This is a genomic window from Mucilaginibacter aurantiaciroseus (assembly GCF_024055595.1).
GTDB classification, from domain to species: domain Bacteria; phylum Bacteroidota; class Bacteroidia; order Sphingobacteriales; family Sphingobacteriaceae; genus Mucilaginibacter; species Mucilaginibacter aurantiaciroseus.
Window position 1 is genome coordinate 1432766 of record NZ_JAMXOF010000001.1, and the last position, 17382, is coordinate 1450147.

General features: G+C 43.6%; 9 protein-coding genes. 3 read left to right on the forward strand and 6 right to left on the reverse strand.

Features of this window, described 5'->3' with window-relative positions; translation table 11 throughout:
* Window positions 1-146: 146 nt before the first annotated feature.
* Window positions 147-5765 (forward strand): alpha-2-macroglobulin family protein, encoded by a 5619-nt coding sequence (locus NAF17_RS06625; RefSeq protein ID WP_252757192.1) that lies wholly within the window; start codon window positions 147-149, stop codon window positions 5763-5765.
* Between the two features lie 155 nt (window positions 5766-5920).
* Here the strand turns inward: NAF17_RS06625 and gloA2 are convergent, their stop codons facing one another.
* The 5 genes from gloA2 to NAF17_RS06650 form a co-directional block, all read right to left on the reverse strand.
* The gene (gene gloA2, locus NAF17_RS06630) at window positions 5921-6313 is read right to left on the reverse strand and encodes an SMU1112c/YaeR family gloxylase I-like metalloprotein (RefSeq protein ID WP_252757193.1); all 393 of its coding nucleotides are present in this window, start codon (window positions 6311-6313) and stop codon (window positions 5921-5923) included.
* Between the two features lies 1 nt (window position 6314).
* Window positions 6315-8540 (reverse strand): phosphoribosylformylglycinamidine synthase subunit PurL, encoded by a 2226-nt coding sequence (gene purL, locus NAF17_RS06635; protein ID WP_252757194.1) that lies wholly within the window; start codon window positions 8538-8540, stop codon window positions 6315-6317.
* A 192-nt stretch (window positions 8541-8732) separates the two neighbouring features.
* Window positions 8733-9557 carry an energy transducer TonB gene (locus NAF17_RS06640; RefSeq protein ID WP_252757195.1) on the reverse strand — a complete coding sequence of 275 codons (825 nt, stop codon included), beginning with the start codon at window positions 9555-9557 and terminating at the stop codon, window positions 8733-8735.
* Window positions 9558-9731: 174 nt separating this feature from the next.
* On the reverse strand, window positions 9732-10313 hold the full coding sequence (locus tag NAF17_RS06645; protein ID WP_252757196.1) for a DUF4468 domain-containing protein: 582 nt from the start codon (window positions 10311-10313) through the stop codon (window positions 9732-9734).
* A 71-nt stretch (window positions 10314-10384) separates the two neighbouring features.
* Window positions 10385-11443 (reverse strand): porin, encoded by a 1059-nt coding sequence (locus NAF17_RS06650; protein ID WP_252757197.1) that lies wholly within the window; start codon window positions 11441-11443, stop codon window positions 10385-10387.
* 559 nt (window positions 11444-12002) lie between these two features.
* Here NAF17_RS06650 and NAF17_RS06655 point away from each other — a divergent pair.
* Window positions 12003-14177 carry a glutamine synthetase III family protein gene (locus NAF17_RS06655; protein ID WP_252757198.1) on the forward strand — a complete coding sequence of 725 codons (2175 nt, stop codon included), beginning with the start codon at window positions 12003-12005 and terminating at the stop codon, window positions 14175-14177.
* Window positions 14178-14319: 142 nt separating this feature from the next.
* On the opposite strand, the gene NAF17_RS06660 is transcribed toward NAF17_RS06655, so the two are convergent.
* Complete coding sequence (locus tag NAF17_RS06660; RefSeq protein ID WP_252757199.1) at window positions 14320-16098, reverse strand: chloride channel protein; 1779 nt, start codon at window positions 16096-16098, stop codon at window positions 14320-14322.
* 68 nt (window positions 16099-16166) lie between these two features.
* Here NAF17_RS06660 and NAF17_RS06665 point away from each other — a divergent pair, with 68 nt between their 5' ends.
* Window positions 16167-17348: an AIR synthase related protein gene (locus NAF17_RS06665; protein ID WP_252757200.1), complete on the forward strand. Its 1182-nt coding sequence runs from the start codon at window positions 16167-16169 to the stop codon at window positions 17346-17348.
* The last annotated feature ends 34 nt before the right edge of the window (window positions 17349-17382 follow it).

Sequence of the window (17382 nt, forward strand, 5' to 3'; positions counted from 1 at the left end):
CCTAACGAAGAATTGGCCCACGGTTATATGCTTCACTATGTTACCCATGACAAATTCAAGGCGCAATAACGTGAGCAAATATATTTTCCCGGATATGCTAATCTGCCAAAATTTTTATAAATTCATTGCAATTTACCAGCCTGTCTATGAATTACTTTGCAAACCTTTTTCGTTCACGAAGGGGACAGATCATCGTATCTGTATCATTAATATTAATTGCTTTAGTCATTTTTTTTGCACGACAACACCAGCGCAACAAGCAGCTAAAGGTTGATGCCGCGTTTAGCAAATACATCGAATCGTACACCACGGGGGTTATCTCCAAACAAAGCACCATCCGCATCAAACTGGCCGGCGAGGTACAGGTTTCGCACGCGCAAAACGAGGAACTGAAAGAAGGCATTTTCAATTTTTCGCCATCTGTAAAAGGCAAAGCTTACTGGATAGACGACCGTACCATCGAATTCCGCCCGGCAGCGGCAATGGATATCGACAAAAAATACACCGCAAATTTTAACCTCGGTAAGATCATCAAAGTAGACGGCGATTTCGAGCACTTTAAGTTCGGTTTCCAAACCATTAAGCCAGATTTTAGTATAACGTTCGCCGGCCTGCAAAGCGAAAGCGCCACGTCAGGCCAAAACATGAAGCTGATAGGGAATATCCAGACCGCTGATAGCGAAGACCAGTCGGCGGTAGAAAAACTGCTTGACGTAAATTATGATAGTCCTGTAAAAGTAAGCTGGCAGCATAATTCGGTAGCTAAATCTCATCAATTTACCATCACCAAAATAACCCGTACCACAACGGCAAAACCGCTTACCGTAAATTGGGATGGCGATAAATTGGACATTGATAAAAAAGGCAACCAGGAGTTTCGCGTGCCCGCTCTTGGTGAGTTTAAAGTAATAGATATAAAAGCCGTACAGGATAACGACCAGTATGTGTCCGTCCAATTCTCGGACCCTATTATGGTTGGACAGGAATTGAGTGGATTGATCGGCATTAACAATTCATCCGACCTTGCCTACACTATCGACGGTAGTATTGTAAAAGTTTACGCTCCTGAGCGAATGCAAGGCAACTTCAGCGTTTTTGTAAATGAAGGTGTGCAGGATATTTACCACCGCAAAATAAAAACAGCCTTTACAGCCAACGTATTTTTTGAGAACCGCGAACCGGCGGTTACTATCCCCGGCAAAGGCGTGATCCTACCAGATTTGGGTAAACTGATGATGCCTTTCGAAGCGGTTAATCTTAACGCCGTTGACGTTACCATCATCAAAATTTACGAAAATAATGTTCCGCAATATTTCCAGAATAATGGCTTTGACGGTGGTTACGAATTACGCCACGTAGGTAAACCCATCGTACAGAAAACTATCCGTTTAGATACCGATAAAGGCCTCAACCTTACCAAAAAGAACCGCTTTATGCTGGATGTTGACCAGTTGATGCGTGCCGAGCCGGGCGCTATTTACCGCGTTATTATAGGGTTCAGAAAAGATTACTCGCTGTACAACTGCAGTGCGGGCAAACTTGTCGCCAAAAGGGGTGACGGCGAATACGACAATGAAGGCGGGGAATATACCGGTGATAACCTGAGTAAAATAAACGACGAGGACGATGAATTTTGGAAGCGTTATGACAACTATTATCCCGAAGGCTACAACTGGCAGGAACGCAACGACCCATGTACCGAATCGTACTTTAGCAAGCAGCGCTGGGCCACGCGTAATATTATCGCTTCAAACATTGGGCTGATAGCAAAACGCGGTAACGATAACATCATGACCATCGCAGTCACTAACATCCTGAGTGCCGAGCCCATGAGCGGCGTTGAAATGGAATTGCTGGATTACCAAAAACAGGTGATCTTTAAGACCAAATCTGACGGTGACGGGATGGCTACTTTCAGCATGAAACGGAAACCATACTTATTGGTAGCAAAAAAAGGCAAAGAACGTGGTTATTTAAAACTGGATGACGGCAGTTCCCTCCCGCTCTCCCGCTTTAATGTAGGCGGCGAGCAAGTGCAAAATGGTTTAAAAGGTTTCCTTTATGGCGAACGTGGTGTATGGCGTCCCGGCGATTCTATCTTTACGACATTTATTCTGGAAGATAAACTGAAAACCCTGCCGGCAGATCACCCGGTTGAATTTGAATTGTACAATCCTAACGGGCAACTGTACCAAAAGCTTACCCGCACAAGTTCTGTGGATGGTTTCTATAGCGTCCACGTTGCTACGGAAACATCTTCCCCGACAGGTAACTGGAACGCACGAGTAAAAGTGGGTGGCGCAACTTTCGAAAAGAAGATAAAGGTGGAAACCATTATGCCGAATCGCCTCAAATTAAAACTTGATTTTGGCGGGGCTTCTGAACTGACCAAAGGCAGCGGTACTAAAGGCATATTAAGCGCGCAATGGCTCTTTGGGGGTTTAGCGCAAATTTTAAAAGCCAAGGTAGATGCTTTCCTGTCATCACAAACAACCAGCTTTAAGGGCTATGAAGATTATAATTTTGATGACCCTACCCTCGCCTTCAACACCCAAACACAAACCGTTTTTGAAGGTAAGCTGAACGAAAATGGCATGGCATCTGTTAACACCAACATTAATGTAGAAAAACAAGCGCCGGGACAATTACGAGCCAACTTTGTGGTGAAAGTATTTGAGCCGGGCGGTAATTTTAGCTTGCAGCAGGCCAGTATGCCATATAACGTTTACGATGGTTACGTGGGCATTAAAACGCCAAAAGGCAGCGACATGAGCGGCATGCTGGTGACCGATAAAACCCACGTAATTGAGATTGCCGATGTTGACACCAAAGGCCTTTGCTTTACAGGCAGCCGCAGTGTTGAGCTGGAACTTTACAAAATACAATGGCGCTGGTGGTGGGACGAAACCGGTAACGAACTAAGCAACTTTACGCAAGACCGTTACAACAAGCTCATTAAAACTGAAACCGTACAATTACAGAACGGCAAAGGCAAATGGAACCTAAAAATTAACCAGGCAGATTGGGGCCGATACCTTATCCGTATTAAAGACCCGCAAACCGGTCACAGTACAGGTAAAATAATTTATGCCGATTGGCCAAACTGGTCGGAACGGTTACAGAATACCGACCCTACCGAAGCGGCAATGCTTTCATTTACATCCAACAAAACCAATTACAAAGTTGGTGAAGAAGCAACCCTAACCATCCCTACGGGTGGCGATGGCCGTGCGCTAATCAGTTTTGAGAACGGCAGTAAAGTGCTAAAAACAACTTGGATAAATACCAAAAAAGGCGAAACCCGCTATAGCTTTAAGATTGACGAAACCATGGCGCCAAACGTTTTTGTGAACGTTACGCTACTGCAGCGCCATGCCCAAACGGTTAACGACTTGCCGATCCGTATGTATGGCGCTATCCCGCTAAACGTCGACAACCAGGAAACAATCCTGAAACCGATCATCAGTATGCCGGATAAGATTAGGCCGGAAACAACTTCTGCCATAACGGTATCTGAAGCATCGGGCAAAGAAATGACCTATACCATTGCCATTGTAGATGAAGGATTACTGGATATCACCAACTATAAAACACCAGATCCGCATGGATCATTCTACGCTCGCGAAGCATTGGGCGTAAAAACATGGGACTTGTTCGACTACGTGATCGGCGCTTTTGGCGGCGGGCTGGAACGCATCCTAAGTATTGGTGGTGATGGTACAAATGGCACAAATAAGAATGTTACGGTTAACCGTTTTAAACCGGTGGTGAAATTTCTGGGGCCGTTCCATTTGGGCAGCGGCGATAAACAAACGCATCAATTTACCCTGCCGCAGTATGTAGGTTCGGTTAAGGCGATGGTTATTGCCGGCCACAATGGCGCTTATGGTACAGCCGAAAAAGCCGTAGCTGTTAAAAAGCCGCTGATGATACTGGCGACCCTGCCTCGCGTACTTGGCCCGTCGGAAAGTGTACAGTTGCCGGTTACCGTTTTCGCGATGGAGAACAACATCAAATTGGTAACTGTGCAGGTACAATCAAACGCTTTCAGCAATTTGGGCAGCAATAATATTAAGGTTGTAAAATTTGCCAAACCGGGCGATCAGCTGGTAACATTTGACCTGAATGTGAAAGATTTTGTGGGCGTGGGCAAAGTGAAGATCATCGCTAAAGCAGGTAATGAAACCGCGGCTTATGATGTGGAGCTGAATGTACGTAACCCAAATACGCCGGTAACCCGCCTATTTGAGAAAGAACTAAAACCGGGAGAAACCTATGCAACCGCCTACAATGCTATCGGCATAAACGGTACCAACAAAGCATCTCTTGAAGTATCCAGCATTCCGTCGTTGAATTTGGCTAAGCGATTGGGTTACCTGATCGCCTACCCGCATGGATGTGTGGAGCAAACTATATCGGCAGCGTTCCCTCAATTATATTTGGGTCAGCTGCTTGACCTCACGCCACGACAAAAGGCCGAAAGTGAACGCAACATTAAGCTTGCCATTAACCGCCTAAATGGCTTTAGGGTACAAGGCGGCGGGCTTAGTTACTGGCCCGACGGTGGCAATGCCGACGAATGGGGAACCAACTATGCCGGGCACTTCTTATTGGCAGCGCAGGCTAAAGGCTATAGCCTGCCATCCGGATTTATTGACGAATGGAAGAAATACCAGAAACAAAAAGCCGTAAACTGGTCGCCGGATCCGCGTACCAATATTCATGGTTATTACTATTATACCGATTTGGTGCAGGCATACCGCTTATACTTATTGGCCCTATCAGGCTCACCTGAGTTAGGCGCTATGAACCGCTTGCGCGAATACCAATACATCAGCGTGGAAGCTCGCTGGCGATTGGCAGCTGCGTACAAACTGGCAGGTCAGCCAGAGATTGGTTTACGTATGATAGCAGGTTTGCCAACAACCATCAAACCTTACAGCAGTATGTATGGTACTTATGGATCTGACCTGCGCGACGAGGCCATGATATTAGAAACCCTTACTCAGCTTAATCAGCAGCAAAAAGCATCTGCTATGGTGAGACAGGTAGCAGCCAAACTATCGCAGGACAGCTGGTACAGCACGCAAACAACCGCCTACTCGCTCATCTCGATAGCAGAGTATTGCGGTATAAATAAAAGCGGCGCCAAGCTATCCTTTAACTATAACGCAGGTGCTGCAAAGGGTAATATCAATGCAACCTCTTACTTGTGGCAGCAGGAATTGGCGGCTAACGGGGGTAAGGTTGCCATGAAGAATACGGGCACAAATAAACTATATGTTCGCCTGATCCAGCAAGGCCAGCCTTCATCCGGGCAGGATGTTAAAACCTACGTAAACCCCGATGTGATGCAGATGCGCATTGCTTACTTTACGCTTGGAGGTAAAACTATCGACCCAACATCCCTTAAACAAGGCAGCGATTTTGTGGCGCAAGTAACCATCAAAAACCCGGGCAAACGTGGAAGGTATGATAATTTGGCGCTGACACAGATCTTACCATCGGGATGGGAGATATTGAACAGCCGCATGCTGAATAATGATGAAGCGTTTAAGTCTTCACCATCAGATTACCGCGACATCCGCGATGACCGGGTGAATACCTATTTCAGCTTAGCCGAGGGCAAAGAGGTAACCTATTATGTAATGCTGAACGCTGCCTATGCTGGTAAATACTACCTGCCGGCCGCCTATTGCGAGGCTATGTATAACAATAACATTAACGCGCTGATAAAAGGGCAATGGGTTGAGGTAGTGAAATAAAATCAACACCTGTCATTACGAGCGATAGCGTGGCAATCTCAGATTACAAGCGGATATGCTGAGATTGCCACGTCGCTACGCTCCTGGCAATGACATGAATTAATAAGTCGCTAATGTAGAGATTGCTTCATACCTCGCAATGACGCGTTTTTTTATCACTTTTCATATAACTCGAGCGGCAAACCGTCGGGGTCTGTAAAGAAAGTGAAGAGTTTACTGGTAGTTTCGTCTATTCGAATGGGCTCGGTGATCACCTTATATCCATTCAAATGGAATACAGCTTCTTCGATATTATTAACCTCGAAGGCTAAGTGGCGCAGGCCAAGGGCTTCAGGTTGGGAAGGGCGCGCCGGTGGCGGGCCGGGGAACGAAAAAAGCTCGATCTGGTACAGTCCGTTGACTTCCAGATCGAGCTTGTATGATTTTCTGGCTTCGCGGTAAACCTCGCGGATCACCTTAAAACCTAATACTTCGGTATAAAATTGTTTAGACCGCTCATAATCCGAACAGATGATAGCAATGTGATGTATCCTGTTCAGCTTTAGCATATTATTCGCCTAAAATTACGTGCAATACATTATCGTGTACCATTTTAATATCGGTGATGTTACCAAACAGTTCGTCGTCGATATTAGTATTGCCTGTACCATTTACAGTACCTAAAAGACTAAATTCAACCTCGCTGGTGGCCATCATTTCAATGAAACGTTCCTGGTCATCAGGTGCAACACTCACCACTACCCTGCCCTGTGCTTCGCCGAAAAGGAAGGCATCTTTACGGACGCTACTATCACTTTCGATATCAAAACCCAAACCGTTTGGCATAGCCGATTCAACCAAAGCAATGTATAAACCGCCATCGGCCACGTCATGTGCCGATTGTACAGCTTTATGTTTAATTAGTTCCTTAACTACCTGATGCATAGCGTATTCCTCATCTATATTAAAATAAGGCGCAGGTGCTTTTGAAATTTTGTGGTAAGATGCAAGATATTGCGACGATGCGATATCATTGTGTGATGCACCAACCATATAAATTAAATCACCTGGCTGTTTGAAGTCAAGGGTCATTAAGTTCGATTGGTCATCCATCACACCCAGCATGCCAATGGTTGGCGTCGGGAATACCGGGCCTTCATCTGATGACTGGTTGTAGAAACTTACGTTACCACCCGTTACCGGGGTTTCGAATTTTATACAGGCCTCGCCCATACCTTTAATAGCGCCAACAAACTGCCAATACACCTCGGGTTTGTATGGATTTCCAAAATTCAAACAATTGGTTATTGCAACCGGCTCACCACCTGCGCAGGTAATGTTACGTGCAGCCTCGGCAACAGCAATGGCCGTACCTTTTTGCGGATCGGCATATACATAGCGCGAGTTACAATCACAGGTTAACACAATAGCTTTGTCGGTATCTTTAACCGCAACAACTGCCGCGTCACTTGGGCGATTGGTGGTCATGGTTGCAGTACCGATCATCGAATCATACTGGTCGGTAACCCAACGTTTTGATGCCAGGTTAGCATGGCCTATCAGGTGCTCTGCCACGTCAACTAAGTTGGCAGGCTCGGCAACATCTTCTATTTTAAATTTTTGGTTTTCTGCAAAGTAAGCAGGCTCGCGGTATTCGCGTTCGTAAACAGGGGCTCCACCACCTAATACAAGGTCGTCGGCTGGCACATCGGCTACTTTTACGCCATTCATGAAGTACTCCAGGCGTTGGGTATCGGTAACCTCGCCTATAATAGCGCAATTAAGGTCCCATTTATCAAAAACAGCTTCAACCAAAGCCTCTTTACCTTTTTCAACTACGATCAGCATACGCTCCTGAGATTCAGAAAGCAGGATCTCGTATGGTTTCATGTTCTCCTGCCGCATGGGCACACGGTCAAGGTGAATGATCATACCGTGCTCGCCTTTAGCGCTCATTTCAGAGTTCGAACAGATAATACCTGCCGCACCCATATCCTGCATACCAATTACGGCACCGGTTTTAATAACCTCAAGCGTAGCTTCTAATAATAACTTTTCCTGGAAAGGATCGCCTACCTGTACAGCAGGCAAATCGTTTATCGAATCTTCGGTAATATCTTTTGACGCGAAAGCCGCACCATGGATGCCATCTTTACCCGTTGCAGAACCAACAATATAAACCGGGTTACCTACCCCATAGGATGTTGCAGAAACAGTTTCACCGGCTTTTACAATACCTGCCGAAAAAGCATTTACCAATGGGTTAATGTTGTAGCACTCATCAAAGAAAAGCTCGCCGCCAACGGTAGGGATGCCAAAGGCATTACCATAGTGGCTTATACCTTTTACCACGCCTTTAACCAGCCATTTGGTTTTATCCAGGCTAAGGTCGCCAAAGCGTAACGAGTTCATTTGCGCGATGGGCCTTGCACCCATCGTAAATATATCGCGGTTTATACCGCCCACGCCAGTTGCAGCACCCTGGTAAGGCTCCAATGCAGACGGGTGGTTGTGTGATTCGATTTTAAAGGCACATCCTATGCCATCGCCAAGATCAACCAGGCCGGCGTTTTCCTCGCCTGCTTTAGCCAGCATACGCGGGCTATCCTTAGGAAGGGTTTTTAGCCAGGTGATAGAATTTTTGTATGAGCAGTGCTCACTCCACATTACCGCGAAAATTGATAGCTCGGTAAAGTTGGGTACGCGGCCCAATACCTCTTGTATACGTGTATATTCTTCGGGTAAAAGCCCCAGATCGCGGGCGGTTTCAACGGTGGTTAATTCCTGGTTCTCCAATGTGTTGTTGTTTATGTTGAAAGGATGCGCAAAATTAGCAAAAAAGCGGAAAGGTTAAAAGGAAAAAGGAGTAAAAGAGGTTAAAGGTAAAAGACAAAAGCAATTTTGCTATGTAAAAAATGGCGATGAATTACTCCATCGCCATAAACACATCTACCAAAAATCACTTATCTTTCTCTTAGCGTATTCTTTTTATTCCTCGTTCAACTGGAAATTTAACGGTATGGTATACCTAACCCTTACCGCCAACTTGTTTTGCATGCCGGGTTTCCATGGTTTGGCCAATTTTAAAACGCGTAAAGCTTCCTCGTCCATACCGTAGCCCGCTCCTTTAAAAATGGTGATATCAGACAGGTGGCCGTCTTTCTCAATCACAAAACTCACGATAACCCTACCACCTTTACCGGCCTCCTGTGCCTGTGATGGAAACCGTAAATTTTTGCTCAGGAATTTGCTCCATGCGGCATTACCACCTACCGGCTCCGGCATAAACTCAAGTCCAAAGGGTTCATGGACAGTTTTATCTTCTGCAGGCGCAACGCCTGTACCACCTGTAGTTGGCTCAGGGTTTTCAATTAGCGTAACCGTACCTGTACCGGTTGTTGTTTTTGGGCCGATCTCACCTATAAGGTCAACATTTTTTGGCGGGTTTGTAATAACAGGTTCATTAGTAACCTTCATTGTTAAAAACTGCTTGGTTGGCGCTGCTTGCAGAGATTTTGCCGGCGGACTCGCCTTAACCGGTGGCTCAATTTTCTTTGGCTGGTTTACAACTAATGGAGGTAATTTAGGCAAAACAACTATTGTTTCCCTTATAATTTCGCCCGGGGTTTTACCTACCACATAAGTATATGCGGCTGCAGCGGTAATAATGGTGGTAAACGCTATCAACATAGCTTTTACCATTGTACTTCCATAATGTTGCCTCAGTTCAAAAGCGCCGTAAGATTTGTTCCTGCCGGCGAATACAAGCTCGATCCAATCGGGATTGTATAAATTAAGTTTTGTTTTTAGCATATCCTTTAAAATTTTATTTTACTAATTAACGCATTTGCCAAACAATATATTGTATAAGTTTGAATTTTTACGAAATAATGAATTGAATATCCCATTAAATACAATTTTTATATTGTAAATAATTGTTTATTACAAATTATATTTGGTTAAGAAAGTATTTTTGATGAGAGATATCTACCAGTTTTGGGTCGAGATCTTCTTTACGGGCTCTGTTTTCACTGTCGCAGGCAGTTTATCCATGGCTATTTTAAGTTTAGCGTATGCGTTTATGCTAAATGCAGCAACCTGGTCCAGGTAATTATCGGTATATTTTTTGCCGTATTTAACTTCCATTTTCTCTAACGGAACTTCTACCCCGGGGATGGGTACCATATTACCAAAGCGGTCGCGCTGGTAGGGTTTAAATACAAAGTTGCTAATGCGGTAGCGATAACGGTCCTCTTTAGTTTGGATGTTTAGCGTATAGCTTATTTCCCCGCCTTCTTTACGCATTAAAGATACACCGGTATATACCAAAAGCTTTCCGGATGTATTTAGCGTATTTTCGACCTGCCCCTTTGCGGGTTTGGCCAATCTATTAAAGGCAGCTGCAAAAGCCCATGCCCTTTTATATAAGGTGTCGGCATTTAGTGCCGGTTTATCAATAACCCGGTAATAGATATAATTGTTGCCTTCGTCAAAAGCTAAAGAATCTTTTTGTGCCGATACTACCTGCACGCAAAACAAACAAACCAAGCTAAAGAATATTTTTTTCATGTTATAAAGATAAGGCATCCGTATTTGATACGGATGCCTTATAAAAAAATCAGGTCGTTTAAATCTTAAAATTAGAACGCGTATACCGCTGCAACTAAAATTTGAGATGCTTTTTTAGTAGCTAAACCACTGCTTGTAGTAAAACCATCGTTAACATCTTTGGTGTTGTCAAACCTAAACTCCGGTATCAAAGTTAAAGGGCCTGCTTTAATGTTTGCAGTAAGTGTGCCCGCAACAACCGAACTACCCGGTGCAGGCCCCGCAGTTAAGTATGTACCATTTTTAGTTTTAAAGTACTCGCCCCTTAAGCCTAATGTTACATCTTTAGATACTGCAATTTGTGGGTATAAAGCTACACCAGTAAAACCACCTGTACCAACAACGGCAGCCGGTTTAAAATCAGCAGCGTTTAAGCCCAGTTTAAAGGCATCAGTAATTTGGTAAGAAGTGGTCAGGTCAAACTCGGTACCGGATACTTCGCCGCTTAATACATTTAGGTAAGCCGTCCAGCCTTTAACAGGGGACACCATTAACTGCGCACCGAAGGTGTTCATTTTACCGGCAGAGTTATAAGCATTCCAAGTGTCGTTAAAAATACCGGCCATTAAGCTAACGGTGCTTGCAAAAGCATAAGTTGCTTTAAAGCCAGGGTTTTGGAACGGACCGTTTGTGAACAGGTACGAAGTTGAGTAGTTAAAGTTACCAACCGGGCTTATCACCTCGTAACCCATAAATGTAGCCATATAACCACCTGTTAAGTTAAACTTATCAGTTACATCATACGATACATAAAGGTTTTGGATATGGAAGCTGTTATTGGCATTTAAAGCAGCACCATCTCCGTTTGGAACTGATTGATACTGGCCACGCGGGCCAAATGATAATTCGCCTACAAAAGCGGCTTTACCTACCTTTTTCTTCAAACCAAGATCTATCATACCAATAGAGATCGAATTTTGATCTGAAGCGAAACTGGTAGGGATATTACTGTGTTTAGAAAAATCGTACTTGTAATAAGTATCAACAGAACCCGAAATAATTAAAGGCGGATCGGACTTGGTAGTGTCTTGCGCACTGGCTGCTAATACTGAAGCAGTAAAGAAAGATAAAAGTAAAAGTCTTTTTTTCATAAATAACGGATTTAGTTTGTTTTTAAGTAATTATTATTAGTTAATTGTTTTCTTATTTAATAAGTATGGCAATTAACTTAATAACCATATCTTATAATACCTATATAACTACTACACTTTTTGCATTTATTTAAAAAGTATGTAAATAAACTAACGAAACTTTGTAAATTTTAACAATTAAATACATTTCTATTAATTATTTACTAAATACACAATAAATATTTACAAAAACAAACATTATTTTCAATAAAAAACTAATATAGTTGATGTTTTATTAACATTACCGTGTTTTTAACTATAAAAACGCAATAAAAAATTTATTTTTATTTATTTACAAATTAAAAAAGATTTAAAATTCAATTTTTAGTGCTTATTAAATTAGTAAAGGGATAATAATGGGTAAATATTTTATTTAATGTTTAACCATCCCTCAATATTACTTTTCGATAGTTTATTTAAGCCTAAAACCTCTTTTAAAAGCTTAAAAACATTAATCTTTATAAAAGCCTTGCTATTTTAAATGATTTCCTAATTTTGAGCTGAACCAATAATAATTACCATGCCCAACATTCGCTTTCAGGCCCTAACCACTGTTCAAAACCGTGAGATACCTGAAACTAAGCTGCCATCATCCAAAATATCCGACTATTTTGGGGTAAATGTTTTTGATAAGCAAAAAATGAAGGAGTTTCTTTCAAAAGATGCCTATACTGTGATTATCGATTCAATAGATAATGGTGTTCCTATCCCCCGCGATATGGCCGAGCAGGTAGCGTCTTCCATGCGCTCATGGGCTATGGGTAAGGGCGCAACACACTACACCCATTGGTTTCAACCGTTAACCGGCACCACCGCTGAAAAACACGACGCCTTTTTTGAGCCTACCGGCGATGGTGGCGCAATAGAACGCTTTAGTGGCGATGCCTTGGCACAACAAGAGCCCGATGCGTCAAGCTTCCCAAGTGGTGGTATCCGCAATACCTTTGAGGCCCGCGGTTATACCGCCTGGGACCCATCCTCCCCCGCGTTTATTATAGGCCGCACGCTTTGTATCCCAACAGTATTTGTATCGTACACGGGCGAAGCATTAGATTATAAAGTACCATTACTTAAAGCGCTAAGTGCATTAGATAAAGCCGCTGTTGATGTTTGCCACTATTTTGATAAAAGCATCGAGAAGGTAAACGCATCCTTAGGTATAGAGCAGGAATATTTTTTGGTGGATACCGCATTGTTTAATGCTCGTCCCGATCTTTCTTTAACAGGAAGAACTTTGTTCGGCCATATGTCGGCAAAAAACCAGCAATTAGAGGATCATTACTTTGGGTCGATTCCGGCACGTGTGTATGCCTTTATGCAGGATATGGAAACCGAAGCACTGCAATTAGGCATCCCGCTTAAAACCCGCCATAACGAGGTTGCACCATCGCAGTTTGAGTGCGCCCCGGTTTATGAAGAAATAAACCTGGCTATTGACCATAACCAATTATTGATGGATATTATGGACCGTGTTGCCAACCGCCATCATTTTAAGGTATTATTACATGAAAAACCTTACGCCGGCATCAATGGTTCGGGTAAACATAATAACTGGTCGCTGATAACCAATACAGGCAAAAACCTGTTATCGCCGGGAAAAACGCCAAAGAACAATCTAATGTTCCTGACGTTTTTTGTGAATACCATTAAAGCGGTACATGACCATGCCGACCTGCTTCGCGCATCTATCGCATCGGTAAATAACGATCACCGCCTGGGTGCCAATGAGGCCCCGCCTGCTATTATATCTATTTTTTTAGGAAGCCAGTTAAGCGAGCTATTAGATGATATAGATACATCGCGCCTGAGCAAAAAAATAAAAGAGGAGAACTCACTGTGGCAGGGTATCCCAAAGATCCCGCAGATATTGAAGGATAATACCGACCGTAACCGTACCTCTCCTTTCGCGTTTACAGGTAATAAATTTGAATTACGCGCGGTAGGCTCGTCTGCAAATTCAGCCAGTCCTATGACGGTGCTTAACCTCATCATGGCCGACCAGCTGAAGAAATTTAAGATGGACGTTGATAAGCTGCTCAAAAAAGGCGAGAAAAAAGATGTAGCCTTAATGACCATCATTAAACGTTACATCAAAGAATCGAGAAACATCCGCTTTGAGGGCAACGGTTATAGCGAGGAATGGGAAAAAGAAGCCGAAGCACGTGGCTTAGCCAATATCAAAACCACACCAAAAGCGCTTGATGCCTTTATATCCGAAAAAGCTGAGATACTTTTTGCTGAAACAGGCGTATTCACTAAGCGTGAGGCACATGCACGACATGAGATCTTGTTAGACAGCTTTTACAAAAAACTACAGATTGAAGCCCGTGTAATCGGCGAACTGGTAATGAATATCATCATTCCGGCCGCTATAGAATATCAGTCGAAACTGATAACAAACGTAAAAGGTTTAAAAGATATTGGCATGGAGCCTGGTACCTACGAAGCTCAGATGGATATTATTACCCAAATAGCCGGGCACATCAACTTCATTAAAACCAATGTGGAACAAATGATAAATGAACGCAAAACGGCCAACAAAATTGAAGACCTGCGCCAGCGTGCTATCGATTATGACGAGAAGGTAAAAAGTTATTTCCAACCTATCCGTTACCATGTAGATAAACTGGAACAACTGGTAGATGATTCATTATGGCCGTTACCTAAGTTTAGGGAGTTGTTGTTTATTAAGTAATTAAACAGCACCAAGATCAACCCTGTCATTTCGAGGAAAGCGCAGCGACGAGAGATCTTGTTAGACAAGAAAGCAGACTTTGCATATCTAACAAGATTTCTCCTGGTACCTCGCTCGAAATGACATTTTTTGTTTTTAATTATTACCTCGCAAAAATATCCGCCTGTTTATGTTGGCTGATAATTACCTCCCGGTATTTATTTAGCAAGGCGGATTTAGATACGAATCCTATAAACTTCTCGTCTTTTACAACAGGTAATTGCCAAACATCCAGCCCGTCAAATAGATCCATAACGCCACTTACCGGCTCATAGAAATCTATTGTAGCTGGTGGGGCAACCATAATATCAGCTACGGTATCTTCTTTTTGTACAGTCTTAAACAGATGCTTGCGGATCTCGTCCATCCAAACTACACCTTCAAGATGCCCCTCATCGGCCAATACAGCGAAAATATTGGCTTTACTATTTGATAGTATCGCATAAAAATCTGTTACAGGCATATCCTTACTTATCACTTTAAAATCGTGGTTGATGATACTGTCGAGGGTTATTTCGTTAAGCATGCCGTAATCCTGCCCGGGATGAATATTTTTTTCGTGGATCAGATCATGCCAGTACATATTGTGTTTGCTAAACATCCGCGAGATGATATAGGATATGGCAGATACGATCATGAGCGGGATAAACAACACGTATCCACCCGTTATCTCGGCTATCAAAAAGATAGACGTTAACGGCGCATGCAACACCCCGCTAAGTGCTCCTGCCATCCCCACGGCAATAAAATTACTTGTATTAAGGTGCACCAGCCCGGTTTGGTTTACAGCAAATGCCACAAACAAACCCAGGAATGCGCCGGTAAACATGGTAGGCGCAAATGTACCGCCATTACCGCCCGAGCCAATGGTGATACCTGCAGCTACTATCTTCATGAGGATAAGGGCGGCAATAAATAACAGCATCAACCATGGATTTGATAACCACTGGCTAAAAAAGGACTCCTCTTTTAGCGCATCGATATTACCATTTAAGATCTCTTGCAGATAATGATAGCCCTCGCCGAATAGAGCGGGGAAGATCATCAGGATAAAGCCTAAGATCAATCCGCCACCGATAGCGCGTATATACCGGTTTTGACCGGTAAAAATACCCTTCTCCAGTTTGCCGGCAACTTTGGTAATGTAAACGGCTGTCCATCCGCAAAGCAAACCTAAAATAACATAAAATGGAAGGGCGGTCATCACCCAACCATCGGTTACCAAATGGAACAGCTGGCGTGAGTATAATACCTTAGCTACCACCACCCCAGTTGCGGAAGCTATCAATAACGGGATAAAGGTTGGGATAGTGATCTCACCGATCAGGATTTCCAACGCGAACAATACGCCCGCAATTGGGCTGTTAAACACCGCCGCGATACCCGCGGATGCGCCCGCCGCTATCAATACCGTTTTTTCGTACGGGCTTAGGTTGAATAACTTACCAAAATTAGACCCAATAGCTGCGCCGGTACAAACAATGGGCGCTTCCAACCCAGATGAACCACCAAAACCAACAGTAAGCGAGCTGGTGATTAAATGCGAATAGATATTATTGGAGCGGATGTTGGATCGGTTCTTTTTAATATTGATGAGCACGTTGCCTATTCCCTTTTGTATTTTGTCACGATTGATAAGATGCTGCCAGGCCACGGTGAGCAATATCCCGAAAGCCGGCAAGAAAACATATATTATATGGTATGGCAGATGTGTGGAAATGTTGCGGCTTAACTCCTCCATCAGGTGTACTAAATATTTTAAAGCTACGGCAGCAAGGCCGCCAATAAGGCCTACAACTACGCTGCAATAAATTAAAAAGTTGCGTTGGGTGTTCCTTTTTAATCGCCAGCGCGCAATTTTGTAACTGATAGATTTTAACATAGAAGTGCGGAGAAGTGGCAATATAATATATTTAACGCTTAAAATATTTGTAAGCAGTATATTTGCCCATGACTTCTCCGCAAAGATATGATCAACGGGGCGTTTCTGCATCAAAAGAGGATGTACATAATGCCATTAAAAACATTGATAAAGGGATTTTCCCAAAGGCTTTCTGCAAAATTGTACCCGATATTTTAACCAACGACCCCGAGTATTGCAACATTATGCATGCTGATGGCGCGGGCACAAAATCATCATTAGCGTATACATACTGGAAAGAAACCGGCGACATATCTGTATGGCGGGGCATTGCACAGGATGCCATTATTATGAACCTCGACGACCTGCTTTGTGTGGGCGCTACTGATAACATCCTGCTATCGTCAACTATCGGTCGTAATAAAAACCTGATCCCGGGCGAAGTAATTGCAGCTATCATAAACGGTACCGAAGAAATATTGGCCGAACTGCGCGATGCAGGCATAGGTATCTACTCTACCGGCGGCGAAACCGCCGATGTGGGCGACCTGGTACGTACCATTATTGTAGACAGCACCGTTACCTGCCGCATGAAACGTGCCGACGTAATATCAAACGACCGCATTAAACCGGGCGACGTGATAGTAGGCCTTGCATCATACGGGCAAGCCACTTACGAGAAAGAATATAACGGCGGCATGGGCTCCAATGGCCTTACATCTGCCCGACATGATGTGTTCAATAAAACCATCGCCAATAAATACAGCGAAAGCTTTGACCCTGCCGTTCCGCAGGATCTGGTTTTCAGCGGGAGCAAAACGCTTACGGATAAGATAGACATCGGCAACGGCGAAACTATGACTGCCGGTAAACTGGTTTTGTCTGCAACGCGTACTTACGCCCCTATCATTAAAACCATTTTAGATAAATACCGCGCGCAGGTAAATGGCATGGTGCACTGCAGCGGCGGCGCGCAAACTAAGGTGCTGCACTTTATAGATAACCTACATATTATTAAAGATAACCTGTTTCCTATACCACCGCTGTTTAAACTGATCCAGGAAGAATCTAACACCAGCTGGCAGGAAATGTACAAGGTATTTAACATGGGCCACCGTATGGAATTATACGTACCACAGGAAATTGCTGTCGACATCATAGCCATATCAAAAAGCTTTGGTGTTGTTGCGCAAATCATTGGCCGCGTAGAGGCTGCCGACAAAAAGCAGGTAACGATAACATCACCTTACGGCGAGTTTATTTATAATTAAATTTTAAAATACTTACAGTAACAAAGGCCGCTCT